General features: G+C 35.3%; 12 protein-coding genes and 1 tRNA gene. 12 read left to right on the top strand and 1 reads right to left on the bottom strand.

Annotated features, from left to right (window positions below):
- From X925_RS07640 to X925_RS07595, 10 genes are all read left to right on the top strand, one after another.
- Window positions 1–986, top strand: a 986-nt coding sequence (locus X925_RS07640; protein WP_121959615.1) for a M14 family metallopeptidase, incomplete at its 5' end; no start/stop codon positions are given.
- A 74-nt stretch (window positions 987–1,060) separates the two neighbouring features.
- The gene (locus tag X925_RS07635; RefSeq protein ID WP_121959614.1) at window positions 1,061–1,984 is read left to right on the top strand and encodes an L-lactate dehydrogenase; all 924 of its coding nucleotides are present in this window, start codon (window positions 1,061–1,063) and stop codon (window positions 1,982–1,984) included.
- Between the two features lie 14 nt (window positions 1,985–1,998).
- Window positions 1,999–2,682, top strand: coding sequence for an RsiV family protein (locus tag X925_RS07630; protein ID WP_121959613.1), 684 nt, complete (start codon window positions 1,999–2,001; stop codon window positions 2,680–2,682).
- 78 nt (window positions 2,683–2,760) lie between these two features.
- Window positions 2,761–3,336: a nitroreductase family protein gene (locus X925_RS07625; RefSeq protein WP_121959612.1), complete on the top strand. Its 576-nt coding sequence runs from the start codon at window positions 2,761–2,763 to the stop codon at window positions 3,334–3,336.
- 37 nt (window positions 3,337–3,373) lie between these two features.
- Complete coding sequence (locus X925_RS07620) at window positions 3,374–4,903, top strand: class I SAM-dependent DNA methyltransferase (RefSeq protein WP_121959611.1); 1,530 nt, start codon at window positions 3,374–3,376, stop codon at window positions 4,901–4,903.
- Complete coding sequence (locus X925_RS07615; RefSeq protein ID WP_121959610.1) at window positions 4,900–6,237, top strand: restriction endonuclease subunit S; 1,338 nt, start codon at window positions 4,900–4,902, stop codon at window positions 6,235–6,237. The genes X925_RS07620 and X925_RS07615 overlap by 4 nt, the downstream gene beginning before the upstream one ends.
- A gap of 88 nt (window positions 6,238–6,325) precedes the next feature.
- Entirely contained in the window at window positions 6,326–9,271 is a 2,946-nt protein-coding gene (locus X925_RS07610; RefSeq protein ID WP_121959609.1) for a type I restriction endonuclease subunit R, read from the top strand.
- Window positions 9,264–9,542, top strand: a complete 279-nt coding sequence (locus tag X925_RS07605) for a M48 family metallopeptidase (RefSeq protein WP_121959608.1) — start codon at window positions 9,264–9,266, stop codon at window positions 9,540–9,542. The genes X925_RS07610 and X925_RS07605 overlap by 8 nt, the downstream gene beginning before the upstream one ends.
- A 15-nt stretch (window positions 9,543–9,557) precedes the next feature.
- On the top strand, window positions 9,558–11,801 hold the full coding sequence (locus X925_RS07600; RefSeq protein WP_121959607.1) for a bifunctional dihydroorotate dehydrogenase B NAD binding subunit/NADPH-dependent glutamate synthase: 2,244 nt from the start codon (window positions 9,558–9,560) through the stop codon (window positions 11,799–11,801).
- Window positions 11,801–12,442: a protein-L-isoaspartate(D-aspartate) O-methyltransferase gene (locus X925_RS07595; protein ID WP_121959606.1), complete on the top strand. Its 642-nt coding sequence runs from the start codon at window positions 11,801–11,803 to the stop codon at window positions 12,440–12,442. The genes X925_RS07600 and X925_RS07595 overlap by 1 nt, the downstream gene beginning before the upstream one ends.
- A 53-nt stretch (window positions 12,443–12,495) precedes the next feature.
- Here the strand turns inward: X925_RS07595 and X925_RS07590 are convergent, their stop codons facing one another.
- Window positions 12,496–13,596 carry a BMP family protein gene (locus tag X925_RS07590; protein WP_121959605.1) on the bottom strand — a complete coding sequence of 367 codons (1,101 nt, stop codon included), beginning with the start codon at window positions 13,594–13,596 and terminating at the stop codon, window positions 12,496–12,498.
- 302 nt (window positions 13,597–13,898) lie between these two features.
- Here X925_RS07590 and X925_RS07585 point away from each other — a divergent pair, with 302 nt between their 5' ends.
- Entirely contained in the window at window positions 13,899–15,254 is a 1,356-nt protein-coding gene (locus X925_RS07585; RefSeq protein WP_121959604.1) for an MBL fold metallo-hydrolase, read from the top strand.
- Between the two features lie 123 nt (window positions 15,255–15,377).
- Window positions 15,378–15,453, top strand: a tRNA-Ala gene (locus X925_RS07580).
- The last annotated feature ends 72 nt before the right edge of the window (window positions 15,454–15,525 follow it).

Here is a 15,525-nt window from a genome sequence, read left to right as displayed (position 1 = left end):
AAGAGGACAGTTATATTGATAGTTTTTTATGTCAGAACGAAGGTAATAGAAAGTTATTTCTTATTACAACAGGCGAGCATGGAATAGAAGGATACGCAGGTAATATGTTCATTCAGATATTCGTCAAAGAGTTTTTACATCGAATAAAAAATCAAGAGATTTCGTTGTTTCTCATTCATTCCTTGAACCCTTGGGGGATGAGGCATAAAAGAAGAGTAAATGAAAACAACGTTGATTTAAATAGAAATTTTCTTTATCAAAACGAGGATCTAAACAACGAGTCATATGAAAAAATGCAAAGGTATTTCACTAAAAAAAGTCCGGTTGGTATTTTAGATTCAAGTTTAATAGTAGGATTTTTTGAATTGCTGCCTTATTTATTAAAATTAGGCACAAAAGGGGTAAAAGAGGCTCTAACCAAAGGTCAATATGTTGATAATAAATCTATTTATTATGGCGGAAAGGAAGAAGAGAAATCAACTGAGTATATAAAAGAAATCTATGAAAGAGTTTTTAACACCTACGAATTTATCCTCCATTTAGACATCCATACTGGGGCAGGTCCAAAAGATAAATTGTTGATTGTTGACTCTGCCTTTGACAAAGAAGATTGCAATACCAGAGAAAAGCAATTTAATTATTCTCCTATTACCCAAGCAAAAAAAGAAACTTTTTACAGTATAAATGGAGATATGATTGATTATATACACAAAAAGTATCAGTGTACTTCGAATTTCTATTCTACATGCTTAGAATTCGGTACATATGGTGAAGGATTAATAGGTCAACTGAAAAGTATAAAAAGTTTGGTTTTAGAAAATCAAGCTTGGTGGTATGGTACAAAAAATTCTCAAGTAAGATCGAAAGTTGATAAATTATTTAGAGAGATGTTTTTTCCAGAGCGTAACGAGTGGCGAAATTCTTTTGAAGAAGATACTAAAAAGGCATTGAGTGGAATATTGAAATATTTTGAATTTTTAAAGTAGAGAACAAAAGCATACTATAACTTTGAGATATGTTTTTAATAGATGCAAACTTAAAAAATTGGAGGGATATAATTTTGAAAATTAGCATAATAGGAACGGGAAGAGTGGGTTCAAGTACCGCTTTTGCTTTAATAAACGCAGCAGTTGCTGACGAGATCATTCTTTACGACCTCAACAAAGAAATGGCAGAAGGTGAAGCATTGGACTTATTACATGCTACAACCTTTCACAAAAGAATGATCATAAGGGCAGGGGAGTATAGTGATATAGAAGGAAGCGATATAGTAATAATTACAGCAGGAGCTGCTCAAAAGCCTGGTGAAACGAGATTAGATTTGACCATAAAGAATGCTAAAATAATAAAAGGCATTTCAGAAAATATAAAAAAATATGCTCCAAATACGTTGATAATAAACATTACTAACCCTGTTGATGTTATGAGCTATGTTGTGTGGAAAGTGACTGGTTTTGAATCTAAGAGGGTAATTGGAACTGGAACAATATTGGACACCGCAAGATTAAGAGCCTTAATAGGGAAGAATTGTGGGGTTTCCCCAATGAGTGTACACGCTTATATAATAGGCGAACATGGTGATTCAGAGTTAGCAGCGTGGAGTTCGGCAATGATTGGAGGTGTTCCAATTAAAGGTTTTTGCCGTAATTGCCCGTACAAAGATAAATGTAATAAAGATCTGAGTAAGATTTTTGAAGATGTAAAAAATTCTGCTTACACTATAATAAGCAAAAAGGGCGCAACTAATTATGGAATAGCTTCAGCAACAACTGCGCTGGTAGAATCGATAATTAAGAATGAAGGTAGGGTATATACCCCTTCTGTGTTGTTGGACGATATCTACATAGGATATCCTGCGGTTATAAACAAAGACGGGGTGGAACGAACTATCGATATAACTTTGAATGATGAAGAAACAGAAAAGTTTGAAAGTTCAAAAAGCATAATAAAAGAGCATCTCGAATCAATCAAAAACTTACTTTAAGGGGGAGAGCAACTATGAAAAAATTTTTAAGTATATTTTTATTGCTTATACTGTTTTCTATAACCCTCTATTCAATCGAATATGTAACCCTATCATCAGAATTAACAGAAAACTTAGGTGGAAGTGTAAGTATTCCCTTTTTTTACGGTACAAAGGATGCACCAAGTGCTTTTCTTTTAAATAGTTACTTAGCAAAAGATGTTGAAGATTTCTTAAGTGAATATCTCGATCAGCTTTATGGTCTTAAAAATAGTATAGACGAATCTGAGGAACCATACGTTCAAGTAGTTATAGAATCAGAAATAGGATTTGTTTCAGACAGTTTCGTGAGCTTTTACACTGATTATTTTTCTTATGTTTATCACCAGGCTCATCCAATGACTACAAGAAAAACTTACAATTATGATCTAACTCTCAGTAAATTCCTCAATCTATACGATTTCTTAGATTTATATAGTGAAGACACAGGCGAATCTTTTGGAATAATCAAAGAAAGCATAATCGAAGAAATAAATGCAGACCCTAAAATTTATTTTAATGTTGATGAAACTTTAGACACGATAGGGTATGATCGAGATTATTATATTACAAATGAAGATTTTGTTGTAATCTATCAACTTTACGAAATTGCTCCATATTCATCCGGTATAAGAGAGTTCAAAATACCGCTTGAAGAATTGGGCATAGAAATTCAATAAATGAAGGGGCGCTAAAGCAAGGTTTAGAACTTCTAAAAAAACACTAACAAAAATAATTAATGGAGGGAAAACAACAACATGGAGGTAATAGAAATAATCAAACAAAGAAGATGCATCAGAAAGTTCAAGCAAGACCCCATCGATGATGAAATATTGAAAGATTTAGTAGATTGTGCAAGGTTAGCACCTTGTGCTTCGAATAAACAACCCTTAGAGTTTATCGTTGTAAAAGATAAAGAAACTTGCGACAAAGTCTTTGAAAATTTAGGTTGGGCTAGCTACATATCCCCAAAAGGGACTCCTAAAGAAGGAGAAAAGCCAACTGCATATATTTTTATTTTAGTCAACAAACAAAGAGCCACAAAGTGGATTGGTCACGATATAGGAGCAGCGTTTGAAAATATTTTGTTAGCAGCATGGTCAAAAGGTATTGGTGGATGTCCTATCGTTACTATCAACAGAAAAAATGTAAGAGAAATCCTACGCGTCCCTGATGACTACGAGATTGATACCGTAATTCCGTTAGGTTATAAAGGGCACGAATCTTTTGCAGAGGATAACGATGAAACGGTTGAATATTATATGGACGAGAACGGCAATTTCCACGTTCCAAAAAGACCTCTTGAAAAGGTTATTCATTTTGATAAATTTTGAATATAATTATTGATTCGGAACACAGGGAGGACAACAAATGGCTCAAAATAACCTTGATACCAAAACTCTAGAAAACTGGCTTTGGGAAGCTGCTTGTAAAATAAGAGGACCTATAGATGCCCCCAAATACAAGGATTATATCTTACCTTTGATATTTTTAAAAAGACTTTCTGACGTGTTCGAAGACGAATTGAACGAGCTATCAGAAAAGTTTGGTTCACTTGAGACAGCCGAAGATTTTATAAAAAGTGATCACCAATTAGTGCGTTTTTACTTGCCACCAGAAGCGAGATGGTCTGAAGTTGCTAAAAAAACTACAAATGTCGGAGAATATTTAACCGACGCCGTAAGAACAATTGCAAGATACAATCCCAAACTTCAAGGTGTAATAGATATTGTAGATTTCAACGCAACTGCAGGTGGTCAAAGAATTATAAGTGACGATGTGTTGGTAGCATTAATTGATGTTTTAGGAAGACATCGCCTTGGCTTGAAAGATGTTGATCCAGATATTTTAGGTCGTGCATACGAATATTTGCTGAGAAAATTTGCGGAAGGTTCTGGGCAAAGTGCTGGTGAGTTTTACACCCCTGGTGAGGTAGCGATTTTGATGTCAAAAATCTTAGACCCAAAACCTGGAGACGAGGTCTATGACCCTTGTTGTGGATCTGGGGGCTTGCTGATTAAAGCTCATCTGAGATTTAAAGAAAAATACGGAGAAGACAGAGCTAAAGAACCTCTTAAATTCTATGGGCAAGAAATCTTGCATTCAACGTATGCAATGGCAAAAATGAATATCTTTATACACGACATGGAAGCACAAATTGCCCTTGGTGATACGATGAATAGACCTGCGTTTACAACTTCTGAAGGATCACTCAAGAAATTCGATTTAGTAACTGCAAATCCCATGTGGAATCAAACATTCTCACAATCTGTTTATGAAAACGATCCTTACAATAGATTCATTTTTGGATACCCTCCATCGAACAGTGCGGACTGGGGATGGATTCAGCATATGTTTGCCTCATTGAAAAATGATGGTAAGATGGCTCTAGTAATTGATACAGGTGCTGTATCAAGGGGTAGTGGAAATGTGGGAAAAAATAGAGAAAGAGATATAAGAAAAGAATTTGTTGAAAAAGATCTTGTTGAATCCGTTTTATTACTTCCAGAGAATTTGTTCTATAACACTTCAGCACCAGGGGTTATCATAGTGATTAATAAGTCAAAACCAGCACAAAGGCAAGACCAGATACTTCTCATAAACGCATCAAAGCTCTATGAAAAAGGAAGACCTAAGAACTTCTTGCCTGATAGCAGTATTGAAAAGATAGCAGAGATCTATCTCAATTGGAAAGAAGAAGAGGGAATAAGTAAAATAATTTCCAAAGAAGAAGCCGCGAAAAATGATTATAATTTAAGCCCCTCCCGTTATGTTGCTCAAAATGGTGAAGACGAAACACTGCCTTTGGAGGATGCTGTTGTGCAGTTAAAAGAAGCAGAAGAAGAGAGAAAAGAAGCCGATGAAAAATTAGAGATCATTTTAAAAGAGATGGGACTATGAAATTAGATCTTAACCAAAAAGAAGAATACAAAGAGACAGAACTAGGTTTGCTGCCGAAAGATTGGGAAGTTGTGAAGTTGGGGGAGGTTTCTGAACTTCAACAAGGTAAGACTCCTAAAAGAGATGATTATGAAGATTATAAAGGTTATAGAATTATAAAGGTAAAGGATTATGAAAATGAAAATAAAATATCAAATATAATAAAGGGGGATAGAAGTTTTGTAAAAACAGATTTTGGGGAAAGATGCAGAATTAAAGAAGGGGATAGTCTTATACTTTCTGCCGCGCATTCTTCTAATATCGTAGGTCAAAAAATAGGATATGTCAAAGAAATACCAAGTCAAAAAACTTTTTTTGTAGCTGAATTGATAAGAGTAAGACCTAAAAAAAACATCATTCCTTATTTCTGCTTTTTATCTCTTATTTTGATGAGTTCCAGAAACCAGATTAGGGAAGAAGTTAAAGGAGGTCATCTATATCCTAAAAATTTAGGAAAAATAAGAATTCCCCTCCCTCCGCTCTCTGAACAAAAAAAGATTGCCTATGTCCTCTCTTCAGTACAAGAGGCAAAGGAGAAGACTGAGGATGTTATAAAAGCAACAAAAGAACTCAAAAAGTCCATGATGAAGTACTTGTTTACTTACGGGCCTGTAAGTTTGGAAGAAGTTGAAAAAGTGCCACTTAAAGAAACGGAGATTGGATTAGTGCCTGAAAAGTGGGAGGTTGTGAGGCTTGGCGACGTCTTTGAAATTAAACAGGGGAAACAATTATCTTCAAAAGAATCGGTAGAAAATAAAATTAAAAAACCTTTTTTAAGAACATCAAATATAACATGGGGAAAAATTGATATTTCAAAAATAGATTTTATGTATTTCAATAAAGAAGAATTTGAAAAATTGAGGCTAAAAATCGGCGATGTTCTGGTTTGTGAGGGAGGAGATATAGGCAGAACAGCATTGTATAGGGGAGAATTAAAAGAAGCTGCTTATCAAAATCATTTACACAGATTAAGGCCAAGAGAAGAAGGTGTCAGTGAAGAATTCTTTGTTTTTTGGATGGATCACGCAATTAATCAAAGGCAAATGTATCTTTATACAGCAAATAGAACAACAATCCCCAACCTTTCTAGTTCGAGATTAAAAAATTTCAAAATCCCACTCCCTCCTCTCCCCATCCAACAAAAGATCGCTTCAATTCTCTCAGCGATCGATCAAAAAATCGAGGCGGAAGAGAGCAAGAAAAAGGCCCTTGAAGATCTCTTTAAATCATTGTTGCATAATCTTATGACCGCAAAAATAAGGGTGAATCATTTGGAGAATGTTTTCGATGAATAAAAAAATTTTTTTCTTATTTTTGTCAAAAGCAAAGAGAAAAATATTATTAATTTAGTGGAGAAAAAAGTGAGAAAGTGGTGGTGTAGCTATGGGCTTGGGAGATGAAAAATATTCTGCTCAGGATCCAATTATAAAATACGTACAAGAAGAATCTGCTGAATATGGATCATCAGAAGGAACCAAGGTTTTTCTGAACCTTGGTTGGGAATACGTCAAACCTGATGAAGCCTTGAGGCTAAAAGGTGGAGAAAAAGGCTTAATATTCAAAGATGTATTTATAAAGCAACTTCAAAGACTCAATCCGGGGTTTATGGACCATCTTTCAGCAGAAAAAATATTAAAAGATCTTGAAAGGATTCCACCCAATATACAAGGTAATTTGATACTCTGGGAATTTTTAAAAGGACTTAAAACTATATTTGTACCCAATGAAAAAAGAGAAAGAAACGTAACTTTTTTAGATACCTATGAAATAGATAGAAACATATTCCAAGTTACCGACGAATTTACATTTACAAATGGGAGCAAAACGATAAGGGCAGATGTGGTGTTTCTTATTAATGGAGTCCCGTTTATACTCATAGAAACGAAAGCACCTCATAGAATTGATCCGCTTAATGAAGCCTATAAGCAAGTAAAAAGGTATCATCAGCAAACGCCAGAACTTTTGGCTGTTTTACAAATATTTGGTTTAATAGATGTGATTCGCTTTTATTACGGTGCAACTTGGAACCTTTCAGGTGGATCCCTCTTCGAATGGAAGGATGAATTAGATCAAGGTTATGAAACGTTAATTAAAACTTTTTTTGATAGAAAAAGGATAATAAAGATACTTACTGATTTTATTCTTTTTACGAAACAAGATGAAGAACTTAAAAAAGTTGTTTTAAGGCCTCATCAAATGAAAGCCGTTGATAAGATAGTTGAAAGGGCTAAAGATCCTTCAAAGCAACGTGGATTAATTTGGCATACTCAAGGTTCTGGTAAAACTTACACTATGATTGTAACGGCGAAAAAAATTATAGAAGATCCCTTTTTTGAAAATCCGACAGTAATTATGCTTGTTGATAGAAACGAACTTGAATCACAGTTGTTCAGCAATCTGAAATCTGTTGGCATTGAAAATGTCGAGGTTGTAGAAAGTAAAAAACATCTAAGGCAGCTTCTTAAAACCGATAAAAGAGGTTTAATTGTTAGTATGATTCATAAGTTTGATAATATTTCTGCTGATTTAAATCTACGGAAAAATATTTTTGTTTTAGTAGATGAAGCTCATAGAAGCACGGGTGGGAAGCTTGGTACATTTTTAGAAGGAGCTTTACCAAATGCAACTTATATAGGCTTTACTGGTACTCCCATCGATAAGACAAATTATGGAAAAGGAACTTTTGTTACATTTGGTAAAGATGATCCCCCTAAAGGATACCTTGATAAATACAGCATATCAGAATCGATTAACGATGGCACTACCGTTCCTTTGTATTATACGTTTGCACCAAATAAAATGATGATTGAAAAAGAAGTTCTTGAGAAAGAATTTTTGGCACTGGCAGAGACTCAAGGAGTTAACAATGTAGAAGAACTTAACAAGGTTTTAGAAAAAGCCGTAAAACTTAAAAATATGCTAAAAAACAATGACAGAGTTCAGTTGGTGTCAAAATTTGTGGCGAAGCATTTTAAAGAGTATATCGAACCAATGGGTTTCAAAGCTTTTCTAGTGGCCGTTGATAGAGAAGCGTGTGCATTATACAAGGAAGAATTAGACAAACATCTACCTTCTGAATACTCTAAAGTTGTATATAGTCAGAGTCAAAACGATCCCCCCCAAATGACGAAATATTATTTATCTGAAATTGAAGAGAAAAAAGTTCGAGAGAACTTTAAAAAGCCCGGAGAATTACCAAAAATTTTAATCGTAACCGAAAAATTATTGACTGGGTTTGATGCACCGATTCTTTATTGTATGTATTTAGATAAACCGATGAGAGATCACGTTCTTTTACAGGCTATAGCCAGAATCAATAGGCCGTACAAGAAGGATGAAAAAGATAAAAAGAACGGACTTGTTGTCGATTTTGTGGGTATTTTTAATAATTTAGAAAAGGCACTTGCTTTTGATTCTGAGGATATAGAAGGGGTAATCGAAGATATTGAACTTTTAAAGGAAGATTTTGCTAAAGAAATGGAAATAGGCAAAGAGAAATATCTTTCTATCGTTGCCAAAAAAGAAAGAGGCAAATCTGTAGATGCTGTCTTAGAGTATTTTAGGGATGAAGAAAAACGTAATGAATTTTATAAATATTATAGGAAACTTTCTGGTTTGTATGAAATATTATCTCCCGACAAATTTTTAAAGAAATATCTACAAGATTATGATACCCTTTCAAGGATGTATAAGATTTTGAAAAATGCATATGAAAAAGGTGTATCTGTCGATGAGGAATTTACGGAGAAAACGAAAAAATTAATTCAAAAGTATACAAAAAATAGTAAAATTAAAGATACATTGGAAGTTTTTGTGATAGATGAATATACTTTAAAGAGGATTGAAGAAAGTAATGCTTCAGACGTTGAAAAGGTTTTTAATTTATACAAGAGTATTGAAAAGACTGTTGAAGAAGAAAGCGTAGAATATCCAATTCTCATTACAATAGGAGAAAAAGCGGAGAATTTAATTTCTCTGTACAAAAACAGACAGAAGAGTACAGAAGAAACTTTAAATGGCTTAAAGAACTTGGTACAAGAAACAAATAACAAAAAGAAAGCTCAAAAAGAAAGTGGAAAATCAGCAGCATTCTTTACCCTCAAAGAATTATTGAAAGATGAATCGATCGATGATGCCGAGGATATTGCTGAAGAGTTCGAGAAAAAAAAGGAAACTTATCCTCTTTGGGATAAAGACGAAGTTCAAAAAAGAAAAATGAGACAGGAATTTTACAAGTTATTAGGGCCGAAAGGACTCAAAGGCGAAAAAATAAAACAGTTATTCGAAAAATATCTCTACATTCTAAAAGGTAGGGATGCTAATGATTGACCCAATTGAGTTTAAAGCCGAAGTTTGGAATTTAGCAAAAGATATCAGGGTACAACCAAAAGAAATTCATATTCGTGAAATGAGTAAAAAATGGGGAAGTTGCTCTTCAAGAGGTAGGTTAACCTTTGATAAAAAACTTTTAAATGAGCCAAAAAGTTTTAGATTTGAGGTAATTATTCATGAATTATTACACTTGAGATACCCTAAACATGGGAAAATGTTCGATGCTTTAGTGCAAGAATATCTCAATAGAAACATTGAAAAAAACTAAAAAGGGGTGGAAGTTTTGTTCGAAATATCCGAGAAAAAGAAGTTAGCTCAAGATGTATACAGCGTTTGGGTTGAAGCACCAAAGATAGCAGCTCATGCACAACCTGGTCAGTTTGTTATAGTTATAGCAGAGGAAGATGGAGAGAGAATTCCTCTAACTATAGTGGATAAAACTGAGGATAAGATAAGACTCATATTTCAAGTTGTTGGTAAAAGTACGAAGAAAATGTCAACTTTTGAAAATGGTGATGTCTTTGCCCATGTCGTTGGACCTTTGGGCAATCCTTCAGAAATAGATTATTATGGGACGGTATTGTTGATTGGTGGAGGTATAGGTGTTGCCCCAATTTTACCTATTTTAAAAGCATTGAAAGAAAAAGGCAACAGGGTAATATCAATTATGGGAGCAAGAACCGCGGATCTTTTAATTTTAGAAGATGAGTTTACACAGCTTTCTGATAAGTTGATAGTAACAACAGATGATGGATCAAAAGGTATGAAAGGTTTGGTTACCGATGGTATGAAAAAAGTAGTTTCAGATGGAGAAAAAATAGATAAGGCTTGGGCTATTGGACCAGTTATAATGATGAAGTTTGCCACAAAGACAGCTCAAGAACTTGGGTTTCCAATAATAGTGTCTTTGAACCCAATTATGGTAGATGGAACAGGAATGTGTGGTGGGTGTAGGGTAACAGTTGGAGATAGTGTTAAATTTGCCTGTGTGGATGGCCCTGAGTTTGAAGGTGAGCTCGTTGAATGGGATGAATTGTTAAAGAGACTGGGGCAGTACAAAGTTGAGGAGAAGGAGTCTTTAGAAGAAAAAAAGAAAAAACGTCCAAAAAAGATTTTGAGGAATAAAGTTCCTGTGAAAAAACAACCTCCCGAAGAGAGAAAGCACAACTTTCAAGAGGTTGCATATGGTTATTGTTTGGAAGAGGCTATGATGGAAGCCGATAGATGCTTACAATGTCCTGATAGCGCATATAATTGTATAAACGGATGTCCCGTTGGTGTAGATATACGAGGTTTTATAAGAGAGTTGAAAGAAGGTAATCTTGCCAAATCTGCAGAAATACTGAAGAGTTACAACAATCTACCGTCTATTTGTGGAAGAGTTTGTCCGCAGGAGAATCAGTGTGAAGGTGCATGTACCCTAGGTAAATCAGGTGCTTTTGAACCAGTTGCCATAGGAAGATTAGAAAGGTTTGTGGCGGATTGGGAAAGAGTTCAAAGAAAAAATGAAAAGAATAATATCCAAGTGTCTAAAGACAATGTCAAGGGGAAAGTTGCCGTTGTAGGTGCAGGACCTTCAGGACTGACGGTGGCAGCAGATTTGGCAAAGATGGGATATTACGTAAAAATTTTTGAAGCCTTGCACAAACCCGGAGGGGTCTTGACCTACGGTATCCCTGAGTTCAGACTTCCAAAAGAGATAGTATTTGAAGAAGTCGAGTATGTTAAATCATTGGGAGTGGAAATTGAGACGGATGTAGTGGTAGGAAAGACAATTACAATAGATGAAATGAGAGAAGAGTTCGACGCTATATTTATAGGTACAGGTGCGGGGACGCCCAGATTCTTGAATATCCAAGGGGAAAATTTGAACGGGGTTTACTCTTCAAGTGAATTCTTAACAAGGGTTAATTTGATGAAAGCATATGAGTTTCCTTTGGTTGATACTCCGGTTAAGGTAGGCAAACATGTGGTAGTTGTTGGAGCAGGCAACGTCGCGATGGATGCTTCAAGATCGGCGTTAAGGCTTGGTGCCGAAACCGTAACAGTGGTGTACAGAAGATCGGAGGAAGAAATGCCAGCAAGAAAAGAAGAATATGAAAACGCCGTTGAAGAGGGAATCAATTTTATGTGGCTGACTAATCCAATAGAGTGTAAAGGAAACGAAAAGGGAGAATTGACAAGTGTTGTCTGTCAAAAGATGAAATTGGGAGAACCTGATTCTTCTGGTAGAAGAAGACCTATCCCCATTGAAAATAGTTACGTTGAAATACCCGCAGATCTTTTTATCGTTGCTATAGGTCAAGAGTCAAACAAGGTATTACTCAATGCATTTCCTGAATTGAAACTGAATAAATGGGGTTATATAGAGGCAGATCCCGTTACCGGGGTTACTTCTGTTGAAGGAGTTTGGGCAGGAGGAGACATAGTTACAGGTGCAGCAACCGTTATCGAGGCAATGGGTGCAGGTAAAAGAGCTGCTAAGGCAATAGATGAATATATTTCTTCTAAGGTAGGAAAATTTTGATGGATTTTGAGGAAGAAAATAGAATGATGGTTGAGTATCAGCTAAAAAGAAGAGGTATAAGCGATGAAAAAGTTCTAAACGCTTTTTTGAAGGTTAAAAGACATTTGTTTGTTCCAAAAGATCTTGAGAGGTATGCATATGATGATTGCCCTTTGCCTATTGGCGAAGGGCAAACTATTTCTCAGCCTTATATAATCGGCTTAATGCTTCAATTATTAGAGTTAAGAGAAAACGACGTAGTTTTAGAGATAGGAACGGGATCTGGTTATCAAACGGCTTTACTGGCAGAGATAGTGCGTCTTGTTTATACGATAGAACGAAATGAAACGTTAGCTCAAAGAGCAAAGAATAAATTTGAGGAATTAGGTTATAAAAATATTGTTTTAGAGGTTGGAGATGGAACAAAAGGGTGGCCAAAAGAAGAGATTGAGTTTGACGGAATCATAGTTTCAGCTGCAGCTCCAAAGGTTCCTGAACCTTTGTTTTCTCAACTTAAAATTGGTGGTAGAATGGTGATTCCGATTGGTTCTAGAACGTTTCAACGTTTACATAAAATAACTAAGTTAGAGGATGGAAATATGAAGGTTGAATACTCTGATGGATGTGTGTTTGTTCCTTTAATAGGTGAATATGGTTGGTGAGAGTGTTTAGTTAAAATATAAAATATCCCGCAAAAAGCGGGATATTTTAATAATTAATATGGAAAAGTTATCTCAGGAACTTCAAATGATCCAATTTGGGAAGGATCTGATGGTATTATTAATTTGTCTTCTTTTATCAATTTTTTTAGATATTCGATTTCTACAAAGTATCTAATGGGCACCATGCTTCTTGTGTATTTCATTGGTGTTATACTTACTCCGTCTTCTTTCATACCTAATCTAAAAACACCAGATTCAAAGGTTCTTACGGACATGGCGGATTGAATGCCTTCAAAAGCAGCTGTGTCAACCCTTTTCATCGCACTTGTTAATACGTAACCCGGAGCCATGTAACCTTGATCTACATCCACGCCTATTGCAAAATAATTCTTTTCTAATTCATAGTATTTATCGATGATTTGCTCCAAAGATGCATTTTGGGGGAGATTGTATAGATTGCTTCCTCTTTCTTTAGCAGCATCAATTACTCCGTTACCCGTAGGTCCGGCTGCATGAAAAACAATGTCTGCTCCGTTCTCCATCTGTGTTAAAGCTAAACTCTTTCCTAAAGCAGGGTCATTGAAGGTGTTTGCATAGCCTGATACGACTTGGACATCTTCGTTATGTAATTCATTGTATACTTTAACCCCTGCTGCGTAGCCAGCTTCGAATTTGGTAACGGCAGGAACTGGAACTCCTCCTATAAATCCAACTTTTCCTGTTTTACTCATCATTGCAGCCAAATAACCTGCTGGGAAGCTTGATTCATGCTCGTTGAAAACATAGCAAACAACGTTTGAAGGGACTACTTGTCCAGGAGATGGTTCGATATCTATCCCTACAAAATAAACATCAGGAAATTGGGGAGCTACGTTGAAAAGAACATCCGTCATCATGAAGCCCACTGCGATTACAACGTCTGAATCTCTTGCAGCGTTAGATAGATTTGGTAAATAATCTGTTTGTTCAGATGATTGGATTACTGCAATTTCTACCCCTAATTCGTCTCTTGCTCTTAAAACACCTTGCCACGTTCCGTCGTTGAATGATTTGTCTCCTAGCCCTCCTACGTCGGTAACCATGGTTACTTTGAAAGCGTAAATAGTGGAAAATAAGAACAAAACAACAAAGAAAACACTTAGGTACTTTTTCATAAAAATCGCCTCCTATGTGGTTTATAATATTATAGCATATTTATAATTTAAAGTTTTACGAAGAGCAATTTTATGATTTAATGATATTTTGATGATATAATATAAAAAAGAATTAAATAAAGGATGGGGAGTTGGAATGAAGGTTAAAAACTCCTTTTCCTTACGAATAAGGAGCAGGGATGAAGAATAAAGATCCTTTATCCATATGGGTGGGCAGCGGGGCGAAGGGGCGCTAACAGATGTTTTAAAGCTCCTAAGGATAGTAAAAATATAATAATAAACAAAGTAATGAGGAGATACTTATGAAGAAGATTCTATTGATATTTTGCATATTACTTCTTCCTTTTTCCCTTTCTCTATCCTTTAATTCTCCAAGCTTTATTTGGAGTTACGTCACGAGCTACCAAACAGATGAACTAATGTATATGAAAGTTAACTATACCCAAAAATTAATAGACCTGATTAAAGATTATTTGCCATTTTTAGAAAGATCAGGCACAGCTCTTCCTATCACTTCGGATGTTGAAGTTCATTTTATTGATGTTGGCCAAGGTGATTCAGTTTATATAAAATTACCAAATAATGTTGATATTTTAATTGACGGTGGTAATAATTGGTATGGTGACGATGTAGTTACTTACCTCAAATCCCAAGATGTTGATGATATAGAGTATTTGATAGCTACTCATCCTGATGCAGACCATATAGGTGGGTTAGATGATGTTTTAAAAGCCTTTGAAGTTGAAAATGTCTATGCCCCGGATGTTTCCCACACCACGAAAACCTATAATGATTTTGTTTTAGAAGTGAGAAACGAAGGGACCTACATTAAAACAGCTAAGGCTGGGATTACTTTAATTAATCCTGCTTTAGCGGCTGTGATAGGTTGCCCTTCATTCAGCAATGTGTATTTTGTTGGACCGGTGAAAAATTATGGAACAGATCTTAATTCTTGGAGTGCTGTTATGAAGTTAGATTTTGGAAATTCTTCTTATCTTTTCACTGGAGATGCCGATAGAATTTCTGAAAAAGATATGATAGATAATAGTATGTTTTTAAAAGCAGATGTTCTTAAAGTTAGCCATCATGGGTCCGATTCTTCGACCTCGCAAGAGTTTTTAAAGGAAGTTAGTCCAAAATATGCGGTTATATCTGTGGGTAAAAATAATAATTACGGTCATCCAGCTCAGGAAGTATTAGAAAGATTGAAAATGTGTAAGGTAGATCTTTTTCGTACAGATTTGCAGGGACATATTATAGCTATTAGTGATGGGAATAAAATAAATTTTAACGTTGAACCAATTAACATTGTTAATCTTATGGAAGATGCCCAAGAATCAACACCACAAAAAACTTCTATATTGATTACGTATTTAGATGTTTCTGATGAAAAGGTTACTATCTGCAACAATACTGATATAGACGTTGATTTAACAGGATGGGTTTTGGTTAGCGAAGTTGGGAACCAAAAGTTTAATTTTCCAGATGGATATATACTTAAAGCTGGAAAATGTGTGAATATTTTGTCAGGCAGTAACGCAATAGATGAACCTCCAACTAATTTAAAATGGACGGGCGCTTATATATGGAATAACGATAGCGATATTGCGGCCCTCTACGACGCAGAAGGGGTACTATTAAGCAGGGTTGAATTCTAACGTTTTGTCAACTACAATAATAAAAATTAATTAGAAATTGTGATTTTATGTTAAAAAAAATGCTTGAAAAAAGAGATCAGTTGTGTTATAATTCTTATGCTTAAATGAAGTTTCTATATTTACGGGGTCGTGGCGCAGCTGGGAGCGCGCTACCATGGCACGGTAGAGGTCGTGGGTTCAAGTCCCATCGACTCCACCAATATGAGGGAAATATTCCCTCATTTTTTATATATTAAATCTTTTATCATGGGTGGGCTGCGGGGCGAAGGGG

Origin of the sequence: Petrotoga sp. 9T1HF07.CasAA.8.2 (genome assembly GCF_002895585.1) — a bacterium.
GTDB lineage: Bacteria > Thermotogota > Thermotogae > Petrotogales > Petrotogaceae > Petrotoga > Petrotoga mobilis.
Note: the sequence above shows the minus strand (reverse complement) of the source record. Positions and strands in the feature narration are given on the sequence as shown.

Excerpts from the sequence above, each read along its gene's own strand:
- X925_RS07630 (WP_121959613.1), top strand. The coding sequence starts at position 1,999 with ATGAAAAAATTTTTAAGTATATTTTTATTGCTTATACTGTTTTCTATA.
- X925_RS07625 (WP_121959612.1), top strand. The coding sequence starts at position 2,761 with ATGGAGGTAATAGAAATAATCAAACAAAGAAGATGCATCAGAAAGTTC.
- X925_RS07620 (WP_121959611.1), top strand. The coding sequence starts at position 3,374 with ATGGCTCAAAATAACCTTGATACCAAAACTCTAGAAAACTGGCTTTGG.
- X925_RS07615 (WP_121959610.1), top strand. The coding sequence starts at position 4,900 with ATGAAATTAGATCTTAACCAAAAAGAAGAATACAAAGAGACAGAACTA.
- X925_RS07610 (WP_121959609.1), top strand. The coding sequence starts at position 6,326 with ATGGGCTTGGGAGATGAAAAATATTCTGCTCAGGATCCAATTATAAAA.
- X925_RS07605 (WP_121959608.1), top strand. The coding sequence starts at position 9,264 with ATGATTGACCCAATTGAGTTTAAAGCCGAAGTTTGGAATTTAGCAAAA.
- X925_RS07595 (WP_121959606.1), top strand. The coding sequence starts at position 11,801 with ATGGATTTTGAGGAAGAAAATAGAATGATGGTTGAGTATCAGCTAAAA.
- X925_RS07590 (WP_121959605.1), bottom strand. The coding sequence starts at position 13,596 with ATGAAAAAGTACCTAAGTGTTTTCTTTGTTGTTTTGTTCTTATTTTCC.
- X925_RS07585 (WP_121959604.1), top strand. The coding sequence starts at position 13,899 with ATGAAGAAGATTCTATTGATATTTTGCATATTACTTCTTCCTTTTTCC.